Source organism: Streptomyces sp. NPDC021562 (assembly GCF_040640875.1).
Taxonomy (GTDB): domain Bacteria; phylum Actinomycetota; class Actinomycetes; order Streptomycetales; family Streptomycetaceae; genus Streptomyces.
Window position 1 is genome coordinate 379188 of record NZ_JBFACN010000002.1, and the last position, 18418, is coordinate 397605.

The 18418-nt window shown below is 69.9% G+C and carries 12 protein-coding genes; 5 read left to right on the forward strand and 7 right to left on the reverse strand.

Going from position 1 to position 18418, the window contains the following annotated elements:
• Positions 1 to 215 precede the first annotated feature (215 nt).
• Together AB0G52_RS04205 and AB0G52_RS04210 are read right to left on the reverse strand one after the other, a co-directional pair.
• On the reverse strand, positions 216 to 1502 hold the full coding sequence (locus AB0G52_RS04205) for a M18 family aminopeptidase (RefSeq protein ID WP_361333484.1): 1287 nt from the start codon (positions 1500 to 1502) through the stop codon (positions 216 to 218).
• Between the two features lie 86 nt (positions 1503 to 1588).
• Positions 1589 to 3415, reverse strand: a complete 1827-nt coding sequence (locus AB0G52_RS04210; RefSeq protein WP_132888470.1) for an acyl-CoA dehydrogenase — start codon at positions 3413 to 3415, stop codon at positions 1589 to 1591.
• Positions 3416 to 3591: 176 nt separating this feature from the next.
• Between AB0G52_RS04210 and AB0G52_RS04215 the strand changes: the two genes are divergently transcribed.
• The 4 genes from AB0G52_RS04215 (at position 3592) to AB0G52_RS04230 (ending at position 8550) form a co-directional block, all read left to right on the forward strand.
• Positions 3592 to 4065: an SseB family protein gene (locus AB0G52_RS04215; RefSeq protein WP_132888471.1), complete on the forward strand. Its 474-nt coding sequence runs from the start codon at positions 3592 to 3594 to the stop codon at positions 4063 to 4065.
• Between the two features lie 253 nt (positions 4066 to 4318).
• Positions 4319 to 6274, forward strand: coding sequence for an Ig-like domain repeat protein (locus AB0G52_RS04220; RefSeq protein WP_361333488.1), 1956 nt, complete (start codon positions 4319 to 4321; stop codon positions 6272 to 6274).
• 113 nt (positions 6275 to 6387) lie between these two features.
• A complete protein-coding gene (locus tag AB0G52_RS04225) occupies positions 6388 to 7365 on the forward strand; it encodes a pirin family protein (RefSeq protein ID WP_132888473.1) in 978 nt (325 codons plus the stop codon).
• A 135-nt stretch (positions 7366 to 7500) separates the two neighbouring features.
• Positions 7501 to 8550: an AI-2E family transporter gene (locus AB0G52_RS04230; RefSeq protein ID WP_132888474.1), complete on the forward strand. Its 1050-nt coding sequence runs from the start codon at positions 7501 to 7503 to the stop codon at positions 8548 to 8550.
• An 8-nt stretch (positions 8551 to 8558) separates the two neighbouring features.
• Here AB0G52_RS04230 and AB0G52_RS04235 read toward each other — a convergent pair whose 3' ends face one another.
• On the reverse strand, positions 8559 to 10694 hold the full coding sequence (locus AB0G52_RS04235) for a SpoIIE family protein phosphatase (RefSeq protein WP_132888475.1): 2136 nt from the start codon (positions 10692 to 10694) through the stop codon (positions 8559 to 8561).
• Between the two features lie 157 nt (positions 10695 to 10851).
• Here AB0G52_RS04235 and aspS point away from each other — a divergent pair, with 157 nt between their 5' ends.
• Complete coding sequence (gene aspS, locus AB0G52_RS04240; RefSeq protein WP_132888476.1) at positions 10852 to 12615, forward strand: aspartate--tRNA ligase; 1764 nt, start codon at positions 10852 to 10854, stop codon at positions 12613 to 12615.
• A 152-nt stretch (positions 12616 to 12767) separates the two neighbouring features.
• Here aspS and AB0G52_RS04245 read toward each other — a convergent pair whose 3' ends face one another.
• The 4 genes from AB0G52_RS04245 to AB0G52_RS04260 all read right to left on the reverse strand — a co-directional run bounded on the left by AB0G52_RS04245 (position 12768) and on the right by AB0G52_RS04260 (position 18411).
• Positions 12768 to 14186 carry an FG-GAP repeat protein gene (locus AB0G52_RS04245; RefSeq protein WP_361333493.1) on the reverse strand — a complete coding sequence of 473 codons (1419 nt, stop codon included), beginning with the start codon at positions 14184 to 14186 and terminating at the stop codon, positions 12768 to 12770.
• A gap of 127 nt (positions 14187 to 14313) precedes the next feature.
• A complete protein-coding gene (locus AB0G52_RS04250; RefSeq protein ID WP_361333496.1) occupies positions 14314 to 14772 on the reverse strand; it encodes a hypothetical protein in 459 nt (152 codons plus the stop codon).
• Positions 14773 to 14969: 197 nt separating this feature from the next.
• Entirely contained in the window at positions 14970 to 15443 is a 474-nt protein-coding gene (locus AB0G52_RS04255) for a hypothetical protein (protein WP_132888479.1), read from the reverse strand.
• A gap of 271 nt (positions 15444 to 15714) precedes the next feature.
• Positions 15715 to 18411, reverse strand: a complete 2697-nt coding sequence (locus AB0G52_RS04260) for an ATP-binding protein (RefSeq protein WP_361333499.1) — start codon at positions 18409 to 18411, stop codon at positions 15715 to 15717.
• Positions 18412 to 18418 lie beyond the last annotated feature (7 nt).

Below are 18418 nucleotides of genomic sequence, written 5' to 3' on the forward strand. Positions count from 1 at the left end.
GCACACCGAGTACCCGGGAGTCGGCGGGACATGTGCAACTAGGGCGTGTTGCGAAAGTCCCGCCTGCCGCGCGACGCCATGCACGCACTCTCGCCGCACCGGGCCCTGACCCAAGTACATCCAGTACGTGGGTCAGGGCCCGGCACGCCGAGAGCACGCACCTGACGCCGCGCGGCCCGCCCTCCGGGCGGACGACGGGACTTTCGCAACACGCCCTAGCCCTCCAGGAAAGCCACCAGCGCGTTCGCCAGGAGGAACGGGTCCTCGGCGCCGCAGAGTTCGCGGGCGCTGTGCATCGACAGGATCGCCGCGCCGATGTCGACGGTCCGGATGCCGTGGCGGGCCGCGGTGATCGGGCCGATCGTGGTGCCGCACGGCATGGAGTTGTTGGAGACGAAGGTCTGGAAGGGGACGCCGGCCCGTTCGCAGGCGGCGGCGAAGACCGCGCGGCCCGTACCGTCCGTCGCGTAGCGGTTGTTGACGTTGACCTTGAGGATCGGACCGCCGTTGACGCGGGGGTGGTGCGTCGGGTCGTGCCGCTCCGCGTAGTTGGGGTGGACGGCGTGCCCGGTGTCGGAGGAGAGGCAGACGGTGCCCGCGAAGGCCCGCGCCCGGTCCTCGTACGACCCGCCGCGCGCCAGCACCGAGCGCTCCAGGACGGTGCCGAGCAGCGGCCCGTCCGCGCCGGTGTCCGACTGGGAGCCGGTCTCCTCGTGGTCGAAGGCGGCGAGCACGGGGACGTGCGGCAGTTCGGCGCCGCCCGTCGCCGCGGCCGCCAGGGCCGCCGTACCGGCGTGCACGGAGAGCAGGTTGTCCATCCGGGGGCCGGCCAGCAGCTCCTCGGAGCGGCCCAGGTAGGCCGGCGGTTCGACGGCGTAGGTCATCAGGTCCCAGCCGGTGACCGAGCCGGGCGACAGGCCGGCCTCCTGCTCCAGGAAGGCGATGAGGTCACCGTCCCGGATGTCGTCACCGAGGCCCCAGATCGGCTGGAGGTGACGCTGCTTGTCCAGCTTGAGCCCGTCGCTGCTGACCGCCCGGTCCAGGTGGATGGCGAGCTGCGGCACCCGCAGCAGCGGCCGGTTCACGTCGACGAGGCGGGTGGCGCCGTCCCGCAGGCTGAGCCGGCCGGCCAGCCCCAGGTCCCGGTCGAGCCACGAGTTCATCAGCGGGCCGCCGTAGATCTCCACGGCGACCTGGCGGAAGCCGTGCCCGCCGGTGTCCGGGCGGGGCTTGACCCGCAGGTTCGGGGAGTCGGTGTGCGCGCCGACGATCCGGAACGGCGTGTGCGGCGCGGCGCCCTCGGGGACGTACCAGGCGATGAGCGCCCCGCCGCGCAGGACGTACCGGCCGCCGCTCGTCCCCTCCCACGCATCCGTCTCGGCGACCTGCCGGAAACCGGCCTTCTCCAGCCGGCCGGCGGCGTTCGCCACCGCGTGGTACGGCGTCGGACTGGCCGCGAGGAAGGACATCAGGTCGTCGGTGTGGCCGCGATCGAAACTCATGTGCTTCACCTTAACGACGTGCGGAGGCCCGCTCCCCCCAGGACATCACAGGGGGAAACGGGCCTCCGGGGAACGGACCGGGTGGCTCAGAAAGCGGCCTCGTCCAGCTCCATCAGGTCGAGGTCGACGTCGGCCGCGATCTTGCGGGCCAGGGTGACGCCCGGCAGCACGTTGGCCGCGAAGAACTTCGCCGCCGCGATCTTGCCGGTGTAGAACGGCTTGTCCTTGGAGGACGCCGTCTCCAGCTTCTCGGCGGCGATCGCGGCACCCTTGAGCAGCAGGTAGCCGACGATCACGTCGCCGGAGGCGAGCAGCAGGCGGGAGGTGTTCAGGCCCACCTTGTAGATGTTCTTGACGTCCTGCTCGGTGGCCGCGAGGTCGGTCAGCATCAGGCCGACGATCGCCTCCAGTTCGACGGCCGCCTTCGCGAGGTGCTCGCGGGCGCCCGCCAGCTCCTCGCCGCCGGTGCCGAGCGCCAGGAACTTCTTGATGTCCTCGGCGAGCGAGTTCAGCGCGGCGCCCTGGTTGCGGACGATCTTCCGGAAGAAGAAGTCCTGGCCCTGGATGGCGGTGGTGCCCTCGTACAGGGTGTCGATCTTGGCGTCGCGGATGTACTGCTCGATCGGGTACTCCTGCAGGAAGCCGGAGCCGCCGAAGGTCTGCAGCGACTGGGCCAGCTGCTCGTAGCCCTTCTCGGAGCCGTAGCCCTTGACGATCGGCAGGAGCAGGTCGTTGAGCGCGTGCTCGGCCTTGGCGTCCTCGCCGTTCGCCTCCTTGACGGCGATGGCGTCCTGGATGGAGGCGGTGTAGAGGACCAGGGCGCGCATGCCCTCGGCGTACGCCTTCTGCGTGATCAGCGAGCGGCGGACGTCGGGGTGGTGGGTGATGGTGACCTTGGGCGCGGTCTTGTCCATGAAGTTCGCGAGGTCCGGACCCTGGACGCGCTCCTTGGCGTACTCGAGCGCGTTCAGATAGCCGGTGGACAGCGTCGAGATGGCCTTCGTGCCGACCATCATGCGGGCGAACTCGATGATCCGGAACATCTGGCGGATGCCGTCGTGCTTGTCGCCGATCAGCCAGCCCTTGGCCGGGTGGCGGTCGCCGAAGGTCATCTCGCAGGTGTTGGAGGCCTTCAGGCCCATCTTGTGCTCGACGTTGGTGGCGTAGACGCCGTTGCGCTCGCCCAGCTCGCCGGTCTCGAAGTCGAAGAGGTACTTCGGGACGAGGAAGAGGGACAGGCCCTTGGTGCCGGGACCGGCGCCCTCGGGGCGGGCCAGCACGTAGTGGAGGATGTTCTCCTCCATGTCGTGCTCACCGGAGGTGATGAAGCGCTTCACGCCCTCGATGTGCCAGGAGCCGTCCTCCTGCTGGACCGCCTTGGTACGGCCGGCGCCGACGTCGGAACCGGCGTCGGGCTCGGTGAGCACCATGGTCGAACCCCAGGTGCGGTCCACGGCGAGCTGCGCCCACTTCTTCTGCTCCTCGGTGCCCTCCTCGAAGAGGATGCGGGCGAACGCCGGGCCGGAGGAGTACATCCACACGGCCGGGTTCGCGCCGAGGACCAGCTCCGCGTATGCCCAGATCAGCGACGGGGGAGCGGTGGTGCCGCCGATCTCCTCGGGCAGGCCGAGGCGCCAGTACTCGGAGTCCATGAAGGCCTTGTAGCTCTTCTTGAAGGACGCCGGGACCGGGGCGGTGTTGGTCTCCGGGTCGAAGACCGGCGGGTTGCGGTCGGCGTCGGCGAAGGACTCCGCCAGCTCGTTCTCGGCGAGCCGGGTCAGTTCCTCCAGGACGCTCTTCGCGGTGTCGGTGTCCATCTCGCCGAACGGGCCGGTGCCGTACAGCTTGTCGCGGCCGAGCACTTCGAAGAGGTTGAACTCGATGTCGCGGAGGTTGGACTTGTAGTGCCCCATGGTGACGGCTCCGTATCCGGATCGGCGAGGCACTGAATCCTCGCGCAAGCTTTCACATACCAACGAGTAGCTCCGATGATGCTACCCGTCGGTAATAAGACGCAACCCCCAACGGGTGAAGTGTGAGAAGGGTCTACCTTCTCCTGTGCACCGCGTGTCTCGGTAGGCTTGCGCGCATGTATGGATACGGCCAGCCCATGGACGGTGGGGCCGCTCAGCAGCAGTACGCCCAGCCCCAGCAGCAGATGCCGGGCGGCTACGGCCAGCAGGCGCCGCTCTACCCCGAGCCGTCCCCGCCGTCCCTCGCGGACGCGGTCCGTGCGTTCACCACCGGTCAGGTCACCGCCGAGGACTTCCAGCAGGTCTTCGCCACGTCCAAGGTGTACTGCCCGCGCGGCGACAACCCCGGGTTCCTCGCGCTGCACAACACCCAGCAGCCGGTGATCCCGATGTTCACCTCGCTGAAGGAGCTGCGCCGGTACGCGGGCAAGGAGTCCAAGTACTTCGTCATCACCGGCGCCGAGGTCATCGACCTGCTCCCGACCGGCTACGGCTTCGTCCTCGACATGGAGGGCGAGCACCGGATGGTCTTCGACGCCAAGGCGGTCGAGCAGATGGTGGAGTTCGCGATGCGGCGGATGTACGGGTAGCGCTTCGCTCTGAGCGTTGCGACCTGCGGCGCCGTCGCGGCTGGTCGCGCAGTTCCCCGCGCCCCTGACGGGGCGCGGCCCCCCTGCCCTGTGAAAACTCGCCCCCCTGTTGTCGCAGCCATGCCATAGGCTTCCCCCCGGCAGCCGCGCCCCGGGCGTCACCGCTTTTTCTGCGGTCGTGTCCGGGTGCCGCGCGGCGCTCTCATCCACCCGGCGCACCCGGGTTCTCTCTGGGGGTTTCAGCACTGTGCGCATGCGCAGCACTTCGGTCGCGACGGCGCTCGCGGTCGTCTTCAGCTCGGCGGCGCTGAGCGTCGTGGCGGCGGGGACCGCCTCGGCGGCCGCCACCACCGTCACCAACATCGGGGGGTTCGTCGTGGACGGCACCCTCCAGCGGGTGTTCGTCGGCGACGCGGCGAACGGCCGGATCGTCGCCTCCGACTACAACGGCACCCTCGTCGACTCGGCCACCGGCCTCGGCGGCGTCAGCGACCTGGCGCTGTCGGACGACGGCAGCACCCTGTACGCGGCCCTGCCCAACACCCACCGGATCCTCGCCCTCGACCCGGCCACGCTGGACGTGAGGACGACGTACAGCATCCCGACCGACACCGGCCCCCGCCACCTGGCCTTCACCGGCGGCAAGGCGTGGTTCTCGTACGGCGACCAGTGGGACGGCGACATCGGCTCCATCGACCCGTCGGTGGACCCGGCGGGCGGGACCGACCCGGTGGCGATGGCGCAGTTCCCCACCGAGGGCACCTCGGTCGGTGTCTGGGGTCAGGCGCTGCTGGACACCGACCCGAACCGGCCGGGCGTGCTGGCCGTCGGAGAGACCGGCATCTCCACCGACTCCATGGCCGTTGTCGACGTCTCCGGCGCCACCACCAAGGCCACCGCCTGGTACTCCGGCGACTACACCCTGAACAACGGCATCGCGGACATCGACCTCGTCCCCGGCTCCGACCAGGTGCTGGTCAACGGCACCGACCGGGACGCGTGGGCGGACGGCAAGTTCAGCAAGGCAGGCTCCTACCCCGGCGCGTGGAGCGCCGACATCGCGCCGAACGGGCTGGTGGCCCAGTTCAACGCCGGCAAGGTCGGCGTCTACCGGCCCGACGCCACCAAGCCGCTGCGCACCTACACCCTCGGCACCTCGACCGACTACGCCACGGGCAACCTGCGCTGGGCGCCGGACTCCTCGCGGATCTTCGCGCTGGCGTCGAACGGCACCTCCTACACGCTCAAGGTCCTGACCCAGCCGACGCTCAACGTGCCGACGCTCACGGTCAACGCCCCGAGCTCGGCGCCCCGCGCCAAGAGGCTCACCGTCACCGGCAAGCTCTCGGCGACTGTCCCGCTGCCCGCCGGCGCCAGGCTCTCCGTCACCCGCACCGACGTCGAGAGCCCCGGCGGCAAGGCGCTCGCCGCCGTCACCGTCAAGGCGGACGGCACCTACTCCTTCGCCGACACCCCGCCGGCCGGTGGCACGGTCACCTACAAGGTGAGCTACGCGGGCGACGCCGGCCACACCGCCGCCACCGCGTCCGACAAGGTCTCGGTCTCCCGCGCGGGCACGAGCCTGAGCCTGAACAACAACGGCAAGCTGTACAACTACGGCGCCGACGTGAAGTTCACCGCGCACCTCGGGACGACGTACAAGAACCGCTCGGTCAAGATCTACGCGGACCCCTTCGGCAGCGACAAGGGCAAGAAGCTGATCAAGACCGGCAGGGTGGACTCCCACGGGAACATCTCCGCCTGGGTGGACATGACCCGCGACACGGCCGTCTCGGCGGTCTTCGACGGGGACGGCCGCTACGCGCCGAAGACGGCGAAGGTCACCGCGTACGCGCGGGTCAAGATCTCCACCTCGCTCTCCAAGTACTACAAGACGGCGAAGATTGGTTCGACGTCGTACCGCTGGTTCCACAAGAACACCGGCCCGGTGTTCAACACGACCATGACCTACTACCCGGGCCGTGAGCACCGCCTGGACCTGGAGGTCTACTACCAGGGCCGGTGGTACTCGACGGACTCCGAGTACTTCAGGCTCGGCACGAACGGCAAGTCGTACGTGCAGTTCGACGCTCCCGGCGAGTCCGGTCTCCGGGCGCGGATGCGTTCGGTGTACGTCAACGGCTCGTCGGGCGACACCGTGAACTCCACCACCTACGGTGCGTGGAACTACCTCTACTTCAGCAACTGATCCACCGAACGGGGGACGACCGGGCCCGGAGGGAATGCCCTCCGGGCCTTCGTCGTTAGGGGTGGCAGAAAGTTCAACGCTCAACTAAACTGGGTGCACAAGGAGGAGCCAACATGCCTGCAGTGACTGTCGAGAACCCGCTCACCCTGCCTCGGGTGGCGGCACCGGCCGACGCCGTGGCCCGTCCCGTGCTCACCGTCACGACCGCGCCGAGCGGTTACGAGGGTGAGGGCTTCCCGGTGCGCCGGGCGTTCGCCGGGATCAACTACCGCCACCTCGACCCGTTCATCATGATGGACCAGATGGGTGAGGTGGAGTACGCGCCGGGCGAGCCCAAGGGCACCCCCTGGCACCCGCACCGCGGCTTCGAGACCGTCACCTACATCATCGACGGCATCTTCGACCACCAGGACAGCCAGGGCGGTGGCGGCACCATCACCAACGGCGACACCCAGTGGATGACGGCCGGCTCCGGCCTCCTCCACATCGAGGCGCCGCCGGAGTCCCTCGTCGTCTCGGGCGGCCTCTTCCACGGCCTCCAGCTGTGGGTGAACCTCCCCGCCAGGGACAAGATGATGGCGCCGCGCTACCAGGACATCCGCGGTGGCAACGTCCAGCTGCTGACCACGCCCGACGGCGGCGCGCTGCTCCGCGTCATCGCCGGTGAGCTGGACGGCCACGCCGGTCCCGGCATCACGCACACGCCGATCACGATGATCCACGCGACGGTGGCTCCGGGCGCGGAGGTCACCCTGCCGTGGCGGGAGGACTTCAACGGGCTGGCGTACGTGCTGGCGGGCAAGGGCTCGGTCGGTGCCGAGCGCCGTCCGATCCACCTGGGCCAGACGGCCGTCTTCGGCGCCGGCGGTTCGCTGACCGTCCGCGCGGACGAGCGGCAGGACTCCCATACGCCGGACCTGGAGGTCGTCCTGCTCGGCGGGCAGCCGATCCGGGAGCCGATGGCCCACTACGGCCCGTTCGTCATGAACACCCGTGAGGAACTCCAGCAGGCGTTCGAGGACTTCCAGAAGGGCCGCCTGGGGACGGTCCCGGCGGTGCACGGAATGTCCGAGGGCGGCCCGCAGGCCTGAGGGCCGGCGGCGGACGGGAAGAAGGCGCCCCGAGAGGCCCGGCGTGTCGACCGCGCCGGGCCTCTCCTGCCGGCTTTCACCCGGGAGGGGGTGCAGCACAGGGCGTCGGACGGGCTCGCGTGGTCCGCTGGACGGGTGTCCCTGTTGCCCGAGGCCGTGCGCCGGTTCGCCGCCTGGTGCGCGGTCATCCTGCTGGCGGCCGGCGTCGGTTACGTGGGCATCCGGCTGTGCTCGGAGTTCCGCACCGCTGTCACCCCCGTGCTGCTCGCCCTCCTCGGCACCGCGCTGCTCGGCCCCCTGTACCGGCGCCTCGTCCGGGTCGGCGTCCAGCGGTCCCTCGCCGCCGGGCTCACCTGCGTCGCGGTCGTCGTGGTCGTCGGCGGCGCCGTCTACATCGTCGTCGCCGCGCTCGTCGACACCGGCGACCAGATCGTCGCCTCGCTCAAGTCCGCGGCGAGATCGCTCGCCCGGCACTTCGGGGCCGCCGGTACCTCGATCGGCGACCTGGCGGGCAACGCGAGGAAACTGCTCGGCGAGTTCGGCGGGACCGCTGCCTCCAACGTCATCAGCGGGGTCAGCCTGGTCGGCGAGAGCATCGCCCTGGCCGTCCTGGCCCTGCTGCTCGTCTTCTTCTTCCTGCGCGACTCCGACCAGGTGGTCGACACCGTCCGCGCGCTCGCACCCGGCTCCAGCGCCGACATGGTGGAGGCCATGGCCCGCCGGGCCTACGAGGCCGTCGAGGGGTTCATGCGCGGCACCACCCTCATCGCCCTCATCGACGCCGTCTGCATCACCGTCGGCCTGCTGGTCCTGCGGGTGCCGGGCGCCGTGGGCCTGGGTGCGCTCGTCTTCGTCGGCGCCTACATCCCCTACCTCGGCGCGTTCCTCTCGGGTGCGGTGGCGGTCCTGGTCGCCCTCGCCGACCGCGGCTTCGTGATCGCGCTGTGGGTTCTGGGGGTCGTCCTCGCCGTGCAGGTGCTGGAGGGGCACGTGCTCCAGCCGGCCATCCAGAGCAGGACCGTGCAGATGCACCCGGCGGTGGTCATGCTGGCCATCACGGCGGGCGCCTCCGTCGCCGGGATCCTGGGCATGCTGCTGGCGGTCCCCCTCACCGCGGCCGCCTTCGGCGTCGTCCACGAACTGCACGCCCGGTACGCCACCACCCCCGACCGGCCGTCGCCCTGACCCCGGCCCTATCCCAGGTCCTGGCCCTGGTCCTCGGACAGCTCGAACCAGATGGTCTTGCCCTCCCCGCGCGGGTCGACGCCCCAGGCGTCCGCCAGGAGCTCGGTCAGGAGCAGACCGCGGCCCGAGGAGGCGAGTTCGCCGGGGCGGCGCTTGTGCGGGAGGTCGTCCCCGGCGTCGGTCACCTCGACCCGCAGGCGCCGTCCGGGGGCCTGCCCGGAGACCTCGGCGAGCAGCAGCGCGTCCGCGTCGGTGTGCACCAGGACGTTCGTGAGCATCTCCGAGACCAGCAGGACCGCCGAGTCGACCTGGTCGGACGAGTCCCAGTCGTGCAGCAGCTCGCGCAGCTGCTGGCGGGCCTCGGCGATCCGCTCGGGCTCGTCCTGGGCGACCGACAGCAGCGTGCGGCGGATCCGCGGCCGTACCGCGAGGGGTCCGGCGACGGGGCGGGACAGCAGCAGGACCGCGATGTCGTCCTCGCGGCGGTCGGCCAGCGGCCCGGTGGTGTGGTGCGAGGACGGCCCGTGGACGGCCTGGACCAGGGCGTCGGCCAGCTTCTCCAGGTCGCCGTCGTCCTCCTCCAGGATCGCCCGGATCCGCTGCCAGCCGCTCTCGATGTCGTGGCCGCCGGTCTCGATCAGCCCGTCGGTGCAGATCATCATGGTCTCGCCGGGTTCGAGGGTGAACCGCGTGGTCGGGTAGTCGGCGTCCGGATCGATCCCGAGCGGCAGCCCGCCCGCCGTGGGCCGCCGCAGCACCGTGCCGTCGGCCATCCGGATCGTCGGGTCGAGATGCCCCGCGCGGGCGATCTCCAGCACCCCGGTCGCAGGGTCCGCCTCGACGTACAGGCAGGTCGCGAAGCGCGGGTCGGCGAGTTCCTCGTCGGAGGTGATCCCGTGCAGGAAGCGGGAGGCCCGGGAGAGCACCGCGTCCGGACGATGCCCCTCGGAGGCGTAGGCGCGCAGCGCGATCCGCAGCTGCCCCATCAGGCCCGCCGCGCGGACGTCGTGCCCCTGGACGTCGCCGATGACCAGGGCGTACCGGCCGCCGCGGCCGGACCTGGCCCGGGAGGTGCCGCCGGGCAGCGGGATGATGTCGTACCAGTCGCCGCCGACCTGGAGCCCGCCGCCGGTCGGTATGTAGCGGGCCGCCGCGTCCATGCCGGGCATCTCGGGGCCCAGCGTCGGCAGCATGGAGCGCTGGAGGCCGTCCGTCAGCTCCCGCTCGGAGTCGGCGATCCCGGCCCGGGACAGGGCCTGCGCCAGCATCCGCGCCACCGTGGTGAGCACGGAACGTTCGTCGGGGGTGAACGAAACCGGATAGGCGAACCCGGCCATCCAGGCGCCCAGGGTCCGCCCCGCCACCGTCAGCGGCAGGAAGGCCCAGGACCTGCGGCCGAAGCGCTCGGCGAGCGGCCAGGTCACGGGGTAGCGGGACTTGTACTGCTCCGGGGAGGAGAGATAGACGGCCCGGCCGGTCCGCACCACCTCCGCCGCCGGGTAGTCGGTGTCCAGCGGCATGCTGCTGAAGGGGCTGTCCTTGTTGATCTGCTGGCCGTGGTGGCCGATCATGGTGAGCCGGTCGCCCTTGGCGCCGAAGACGGCCAGCCCGTCCGGGGAGAACCCGGGCATGGACAGGCCCCCCGCCACCCGCAGCACCTCCTCGGTGGACCGCGCCTCCGCCAGCGCGCGGCCCGCGTCCAGCAGGAAGGCCTCCCGGGAGCGCCGCCAGTCCCCCGTGACCGGATGCCGGGCGGCGGAGCCGGGAGCCGGTTCGGTGACCTCCTGGAGGGTGCCGGTCACCCGGTAGACGCGCGCGTCGGAGTCGTACTCCGGTCGAAAACGGCTGCGCACGGTCCGTATGAGTCGGCCCCGCTCGTCCATGACCCGCAGCCGGACCTCCGCGAGGGTGCCCTCGATGGCCGCCAGCCGGGTGATGCTGGTGTTCTCGTTCCAGTCGACGGGGTGGAAGCGCGACCGGACCAGCGCCTCGGAGAGCACGGAGGCCTCGGCGGGCAGCCCGATCAGCCGTGCTGTCTCCGCATCCGTGGTGACCAGCCCGGTGGCGGTGTCCCAGTGCCACAGCCCGGTCGCGAGGGCGGCGAGGACGTCCTCCACGGCGGGCAGGGGCTCGCCAGTTCGCATTGCCCCACTTTAGGAAGACCCGATCAAAAAGCGCTACCGATCAACGACTCCTTATTGGGGGGAGTGGGCCTTGGGGCGCCCGGTACGCTGGGTGGTGTTTCACGTGAAACGTCAGGCTGGTAACACACCCCGATCCGCGAAGGCTGGATGAACCACGATGCATCGGTACAGGTCCCACACCTGCGGCGAGCTCCGCTCCTCTGACGTCGGCACCGACGTCCGGCTGAGTGGCTGGCTGCACAATCGGCGCGACCTGGGCGGCATCCTCTTCATCGATCTGCGCGATCACTACGGCATCACCCAGCTCGTGGCCCGCCCGGGTACGCCCGCCTACGAGGCCCTGGACAAGCTCAGCAAGGAGTCGACCGTACGGGTCGACGGCAAGGTCGTCTCCCGAGGCGCCGAGAACATCAACGCCGACCTGCCCACCGGCGAGGTCGAGGTCGAGGTCGGCGAGGTCGAGCTGCTCGGCGCGGCCGCCCCGCTGCCGTTCACGATCAACGCCGAGGACGGGGTCAACGAGGAGCGGCGCCTGGAGTACCGCTTCCTGGACCTGCGCCGCGAGCGCATGCACCGCAACATCATGCTGCGCACGGCCGTGATCTCGGCCATCCGCCACAAGATGGTCGCCCTCGGCTTCAACGAGATGGCCACCCCGATCCTCACCGCGACCTCCCCCGAGGGCGCCCGTGACTTCGTGGTGCCCTCCCGTCTGCACCCGGGCAAGTTCTACGCGCTGCCGCAGGCCCCGCAGCAGTTCAAGCAGCTGCTGATGATCTCCGGCTTCGACCGCTACTTCCAGATCGCGCCCTGCTTCCGCGACGAGGACGCCCGCGCCGACCGCTCGCCCGGCGAGTTCTACCAGCTCGACGTCGAGATGAGCTTCGTCGAGCAGGAGGACGTCTTCCAGCCCATCGAGCGGCTGATGACCGAGCTGTTCACGGAGTTCGGCGGCGGCCGTGAGGTCACCTCGCCGTTCCCGCGGATCCCGTTCCGCGAGTCGATGCTGAAGTACGGCTCCGACAAGCCGGACCTCCGCGCCCAGCTGGAACTCGTCGACATCACGGACATCTTCGAGGGCTCCGAGTTCAAGGCGTTCGCCGGCAAGCACGTGCGGGCCCTTCCGGTGCCGGACGTCTCCGCACAGCCCCGCAAGTTCTTCGACCAGCTCGGCGACTTCGCCGTCTCGCAGGGCGCCAAGGGCCTGGCCTGGGTGCGCGTCGCGGAGGACGGTTCGCTGTCCGGTCCGATCGCCAAGTTCCTCACCGAGGAGAACGTGGCCGAGCTGACCAAGCGGCTCCAGCTGGCCGCCGGTCACGCCGTGTTCTTCGGTGCGGGCGAGTTCGACGAGGTCTCCAAGATCATGGGCGCGGTGCGCGTCGAGGCTGCCCGGCGCGCCGGGCACTTCGAGGAGAACGTCTTCCGGTTCTGCTGGATCGTCGACTTCCCGATGTTCGAGAAGGACGAGGAGACCGGGAGGATCGACTTCTCGCACAACCCGTTCTCGATGCCCCAGGGCGGCATGGAGGCCCTGGAGACCCAGGACCCGCTGGACATCCTGGCCTGGCAGTACGACATCGTCTGCAACGGCGTGGAGCTGTCCTCCGGCGCCATCCGGAACCACGAGCCGGACATCATGCTCAAGGCCTTCGGCATCGCGGGTTACGAGGCGGAGACCGTCGAGCGCGAGTTCGCCGGCATGCTGCGCGCGCTGCGCTTCGGTGCCCCGCCGCACGGTGGCATCGCCCCGGGTGTGGACCGCATTGTGATGCTCCTCGCCGACGAGCCCAACATCCGCGAGACCATCGCCTTCCCGCTCAACGGCAACGCCCAGGACCTGATGATGGGCGCGCCGACCGAGCTGGAGGAGAGCCGCCTGCGCGAGCTGCACCTGTCGATCCGCAAGCCGCAGCCGAAGTAACCCCGGCGACACCCCGGTCGCCACGAAGGGCTCGAAACCGACGCCGGTTCCGAGCCCTTCGCGAATGCCCCTGCCGGGTGGCTTCCCACCCGCCCAGCTGGCCCTGGGCGTCGAGCCGGACGGGACGAACGGCGCTGACGTCGACAGTCCGTTCAGATCCGCGAGAGCAGTCCGTCGCCGCCCAGAAGGGCGGGGAACGATGTCTGAGTAAGGCCAACGGCGTGTGCGGTGATGACGCGGCTGCCGGTGGCGGTCGGCCGGGTGGAGCCGCCGGGGAAGACCCAGACGGCGCCGGCGTCGTTGTTCTCGCCCACCGCGCTGACGAACAGCTCGGGCCTGCCGTCCTTGTCGACATCCCCGACCGAGACCGTCGTACCGAAGAAGTCGTCGGTCTCGGCGGCCCCCGGCACCCCCGCCGTGTCCTGTGAAAAGGAGTAGGAGCCGGTGCCGAGTGCGCCGCTGCGGCGGCCGGGGACCACGGTCACCTGACCCGCCCGGTTCTTGGCGAGGCTCTCGTACGGCGCTCCGATGACGATGTCCGCGAGGCCGTCCCGGTCGAGGTCGGCCACCGCCAGCGACCCACCGAAGGCGTCGTCCTTCTCGCTCGCGCCGGGGACGCCGGCCGTGTTCTGCGTGATCTGCACGGGCGTCGTGGCCGGCGAGACACCCGTGGCGGAGCCGTACCAGACGAGGACACGGCCGCCCGTCGCCCCGTCCACGCCCGCCTTTTCCGGCTCGTCCGGGTCGCCGGCCACGAGGTCGGCGTATCCGTCGCCGTTGATGTCGCCGGAGGCCGTGATCAGGCCGTTGCCCTTGAGCGCGTTGCCGTAGGCGGGAGTCGTGTAGATCTCGCCACCGCTCAGGCCGCTCAGGCCGCTCAGCCGGTCGGTGGACGAGGCCGGGTCGGGCACGCCGTCGCCGTTGAAATCGCCGAGCGCGACGGAGAGAGGGGACGTGGTGTCGTCGTTGTGGACGGCGGATCCGAACGTGCCCGTCCGGCTGAACGGTCCGCCCAAGGTCACGGTCCCGTCCTCTCCGGCGACCGCCACCCGCGTCCTCGACCCGGCGCCGAGACCGAGCGCGGCGACGTCCTCGCCGTAGTGCGACGGGGACGAGAACGGCGACGGCAGGTCCGTGCCGCTCGTCAGGCCGCTCCTGCTGCCCCAGAGCACGGTCACCGCACCGGATTCGGTGCCCTTGGAGGTGTCCTCGTACGGCGTTCCGATGACCAGGTCGGCGTAACCGTCCCGGTTCAGGTCGGCGGTGGCGGTGGCGGAGCCGAAGGCATCGCCGGCCTCGCTGACGCCCGGCACGCCGGCGGTGTTCTGGGTGATGGTCTTACGGCGGCTCGCCGACAGTCCCGAGGCGGAGCCGTACAGCACGACGACCGCGCCAGCGCCCTCCTTCCCGGACACGTTCGCGCCCGGCGCGGGCAGGACGGCATCGCGGTAGCCGTCGCCGTTGAAGTCACCGGGCACGGCGCCGTGCATGGCGGTGGCTGGGACGGTCGGCAGCAGGACGCCGCCGATCAGAGAGGCGGCCACGAACGCAGCCGCGCCCCATCTGCGCATGAGTTACTTCCTTTGGGTTCATCGACTGTCCTGGCAGGACAGGGACTTGTAGGAGCCCAGACCAGGGTGACGTCGCCGTCCGGGGCGATGAGCGGTTCGGGGGTCCCGGCCAGGTCCTCGGTGGCGGTCACCGTGTCGGGCGCCGACCGCGTGCCGTCGCCGCCACGGGTGGCGGTGACGGTCTGGTCCTCGGACTCGTCGGTGGCCTCGAAGGCGACCGTCGGTCCGGCGACCGGGCGCCCCACAAGGCAGTGAGCGTTCCGTCGGGGGCGTCGGCGAGGTCGATGCCGCCGTCGCCCCAGAAGGTGTCCCTGCCTGCCATGCCGACGGGTGCCGACCAGGTGGAGTGGTCGGCGACGAGCACGGAGCTGACGACCCGGATGTCGAAGGGCCCGGACCTGGGCGAGGTCTCGTCCGGGGTGGTCGCGATCAGCGCCGGGGCGCCCCAGGTGTCGCTGCCGGCCGGTCGGACAGCGGCGTACAGCTTGCGTTCGACCGCCCCGGCTTGCGCGAACTGGTTCCAGATCGCGACGGCCGAGGTGGAGACGTCGGTGCCAGTGATCGCGGTGGCCGAGGTCCATGGCATGACCGGGGCCGCCACGGCTGTCGTTGGAAGCACGGCGCCACCGGTCACGACCAGCGTCGCCACCGAAGAGATCGCGACGGCCAGTCCCGGCGCGGCACGGCGTATCTGCGCATGTGAGAATCCCCCCTCCCCGCGAGGGTCCCCTGCCCCCACACAAGTGGACGGACCCTACCAGCAGTTGGGTTTGTCCACGCAGGTCACGTGTCGTACCGGCCGTCCCAGGGTTCGGCGAAGCCCAGGTGGTCCGGGTAGAGCTCGGCCCACTCGCCGTCCTCGTCCTCTTTCGCCACCAGCCCGAACAGCACCCCGTCGACGGTCAGCCGGAACGGACGGATGGCGATGTCCGTGTACGTCCGCCTCGGCAGACTGCGCAGCATGTTCGCCAGGTGCGCGCGGGCCCGCGCCAACACCGAGTCGGTGCCGTCCGGATCGCGCTGCTGCTCCGCCCAGCTGCCCGCGCACCAGATCTGCGAGTCGCGGTAGTGCCCCTCGGCGTCGAAGAGATGGAGCACCGAGTAGAGCCGCTTCTGCTCCTCCCAGCCCTCGTCCAGCCGGAACCCCTCGGGGAACGCATAGGTGACCGACGCCAGGAACTGGCCGCCGGTGTAGTGACCGATGGCCTCGGTACGGCCGTGTGGCTCGTAGGCGATCGGGATGAGCTCAGGTGCCATGGCGAAACCATACGGATGTGTCGTGGTCATGCAGGAACAAGGGTCCCACCCCGCCGAAATGTTCACCTGATTCTGCCGAATATGCCACGACGTACGCGCAGCAGGGGTCCACTTCGCGGCGGCAGCGGACAGGAGACGGGTAACGGTGTCGGCGAAAACGGGTGATCGCTGGATGAAGCGCGTTCGCCTGTACGGCGCTCGCACGACGGTTCACTTCTATGAAGCCGGTGGTGCAGGCGCGCCTCAACCCGACGACCGACCTCGTCGCCGCCTACAGCGCCTTTGTGCTCGCGGGCCTGCGCAGCAGGTAGCCCGGTACGGCACCCAGGCTCTCGTCGTCCAAAAACTGCATGTCGGACCAGTTGCGCTCCTCGACCGGCGCCAGCACGGACTCGGGGGTGCACGACCATGCCTCGCACAGGGCACGCACGAAGAGCCCGTCAAGTTCTCCTGTCATGCGCCACCACACCTTCTGCCATGTCGACGTGGTGTGGTGGCGCGCGAAGTCGTATTCCGCATCGCGGTTCATGACCGGTGGGAAGACCTCCGACAAAGGCGCGCCAGGGACTCTCTGGTAGATGAGAACCCAGTTCTCAGGCAGTTGGACGCTCTGCCCTGACAGGTAGTGATAGACCTCCGGCGGCCGCGTGCGAAACGCCAGCGGAAGACCGAAGGTCATGAAGATCTCGTTCCGTTGTGCCACCCAATGGGCCGCATCAGCCGCACGGAGCAGGCCCCCGGCGGTGAAGGCGAAGGCGAGGTCGTCGGAGAGGCCACCGAAAGCGCAGTACAGGGTGAAGGCCTGTTCCAGTTGAACCGAGTCCGCGAAGCGCCCGGTGTCACGCTGCCGTTGTTCCTGGCTGCGCATCCAGTCGCGCACCTGGTCCTCGTCGGCGGCCAGGGCGACCCGGTCGCGCGAGGCCCGGCTCGGCCGACCGGCCAGGTATCCGGCGAAGGAGATCGACTCGTCGGCAAGGAACCCGTTGACCGTGACGATCCCCGAGTAGTTGCCTCGCCCCGTGTAGTACAGATCGTTTCCCAGCGTTGCCAGGCCGATGCGTTGCCCCCTGTCATCCAGCAGTTCGGTGGCCTGCCCGACGAAGTCGTCGCGCAGCCGGAGTCGCTGTTTCTCTTCCCCGACATGCCGACCGTGGATCGACGGCGGGTACAGGCGGTCGAAGACCTCGTCCGCCGTGCCTGCAGCCAGTGAGAACGGCTCCAGGACGTCCGGCGCGCTCGCCCCGGGTTCCCAGACGTGGACGGGTACGGCACTTTCGAGGACCAACTGCTGGACGAGTTCCGTGAGCCGTTCGTCGGATGTCCGGTAAAAGAGGCCTTTGACGTCGTTGGGAGCCCTGCCCAAGGTGATGCGTACCGTCGTGCCCTCGGGCACCCAGCTACGTGCGGTCAGCGGCGTGAGCAGGGGACGGTGGGACGGCCCGTCGAAGGTCAGGCGACGGGCGTCCCGGATCGCGGCGTCGAAGCGGCGGGTGATCAGCTCCACCCGGTCGCCCAGGAGGAAGATGGAAAAGAAGCCGATCCCGAAGCGGCCGCTGGGCGTGAAGCCACCGCCGGCCAGGCCCGGGAACAGATTGCGGACCGTGGGTGAGCTCCACCCGCTGGTGCCGAAGTCGAGCAGCCCGTGGATGAGCGTCTCCTCATCCATGCCGACGCCGTTGTCGCGGACTTCGAGGCACCAGGACCCGTCGTTCTCGCTCAGCCGGATCTCGATGCGGCCGTCGGGGAAGTCAGGTTGCAGCGCCTGGCGGGCCAGCACGGCGTCCTGGGCGTTCTGGATGAGTTCCCGAAGCGCGACATCCGGCTTGTCACCGTACAGTTGCTCACCGCCGAGGCTGCGGACCAGGCGGGGCACGTCGCCGACTTTCACCGTCGCGTCGATGGGACGCCAGTCCTGCACCCGGAAGTGTTCGGCGAAGCGCTCGGGGGAGTCGACTCCGGCGACGGCGCGTACCGCGAGCCGGTCCCGGCCCAGGTCGTGAAGGAGGGCGTCCACCGCCTTCAATTCCAGGTCGATGGCGCGTAGATAATCGAGGGCCAGCCACCAGGACGTCGCGTCGTGGGGGAGGAAAGGCCGCAGCGATGTGTAGGTGACTCGGTCGCCGTCGCGGTCGGGGCGGCTGACGTGTTCCTGGAACCGCCAGTGCTCGCGAGAAACTCCTTGTGGACCGCGCAGCGAGAACAACAGTGTCGGAGCACGGCGGGCGTCGATCTGGGTCGCGTCGGCGAGCCGCAGGACGCATGCCAGCTTGAGCGGTTCGATGGTCCACTCACTCGGCTGCCACGGCAACGATCCCCACTTGCGGCGGAACTCGTCCGCGAGGCGGTCGACCGGCCACCAGTGGCTGGCCGCCAGGTCGCCGATCAAGGGGCCGTACACCTCACGCAGGTGTACCTCCTCGATGAGGAAGATTTCGTTGCCTGAACTGGACCGCCATGCCTGCTCCACCAGCCGCCGTGCCTGCTCCGCGTGTGTCTCGCGGATCGCGGTCGCCAGGCAGGCTTCGGCTATCTCGCTGGGGGGCGCGCTCAACTGGTGCTGGTCGGGCCAGCACCCCTCTTGCCGGTAGTAAGCCACCGACACCAGATCGCGCCATCTTTCCTCGCCCAGGGTCTCGGGCACGCTCGTCCCGTAAGCGGCCTCCCCCATGGCCGCGTCGTGGAGAACGAAGGAACAACCCAGGACATACGCCTCAGCGGGGTTCAGTGCCACCTGGTCACCACATACGAGATCGGCCGTCTCCCACAACGCGTCCACGTGCGTGATGTCGTGCACCGTGAAATCGGGTGTGCTGCGAACGTTCTCCTGCAGGAGCACACCCGCCTTCCTGCGTAGTTCGAGGTATGACGTCCGCAGTCGCTCCCGCTGTTCGCTGTGGGGATCATCGCCCCGGCGTGCGGCAAGGGTGCGCTGCCACAGAGACGTACTGGTGTAGTCGTGCTCGGGCACGGGAGAC

Bases quoted from the DNA above. Each gene is read 5' to 3' on its own strand.
- AB0G52_RS04245 (WP_361333493.1), bottom strand. From the start codon at position 14,186: ATGCGCAGATGGGGCGCGGCTGCGTTCGTGGCCGCCTCTCTGATCGGC.
- AB0G52_RS04235 (WP_132888475.1), bottom strand. From the start codon at position 10,694: ATGCGAACTGGCGAGCCCCTGCCCGCCGTGGAGGACGTCCTCGCCGCC.
- AB0G52_RS04250 (WP_361333496.1), bottom strand. From the start codon at position 14,772: ATGCCATGGACCTCGGCCACCGCGATCACTGGCACCGACGTCTCCACC.
- aspS (WP_132888476.1), top strand. From the start codon at position 10,852: ATGCATCGGTACAGGTCCCACACCTGCGGCGAGCTCCGCTCCTCTGAC.
- AB0G52_RS04255 (WP_132888479.1), bottom strand. From the start codon at position 15,443: ATGGCACCTGAGCTCATCCCGATCGCCTACGAGCCACACGGCCGTACC.
- AB0G52_RS04205 (WP_361333484.1), bottom strand. From the start codon at position 1,502: ATGAGTTTCGATCGCGGCCACACCGACGACCTGATGTCCTTCCTCGCG.
- AB0G52_RS04220 (WP_361333488.1), top strand. From the start codon at position 4,319: ATGCGCAGCACTTCGGTCGCGACGGCGCTCGCGGTCGTCTTCAGCTCG.
- AB0G52_RS04215 (WP_132888471.1), top strand. From the start codon at position 3,592: ATGTATGGATACGGCCAGCCCATGGACGGTGGGGCCGCTCAGCAGCAG.
- AB0G52_RS04210 (WP_132888470.1), bottom strand. From the start codon at position 3,415: ATGGGGCACTACAAGTCCAACCTCCGCGACATCGAGTTCAACCTCTTC.
- AB0G52_RS04225 (WP_132888473.1), top strand. From the start codon at position 6,388: ATGCCTGCAGTGACTGTCGAGAACCCGCTCACCCTGCCTCGGGTGGCG.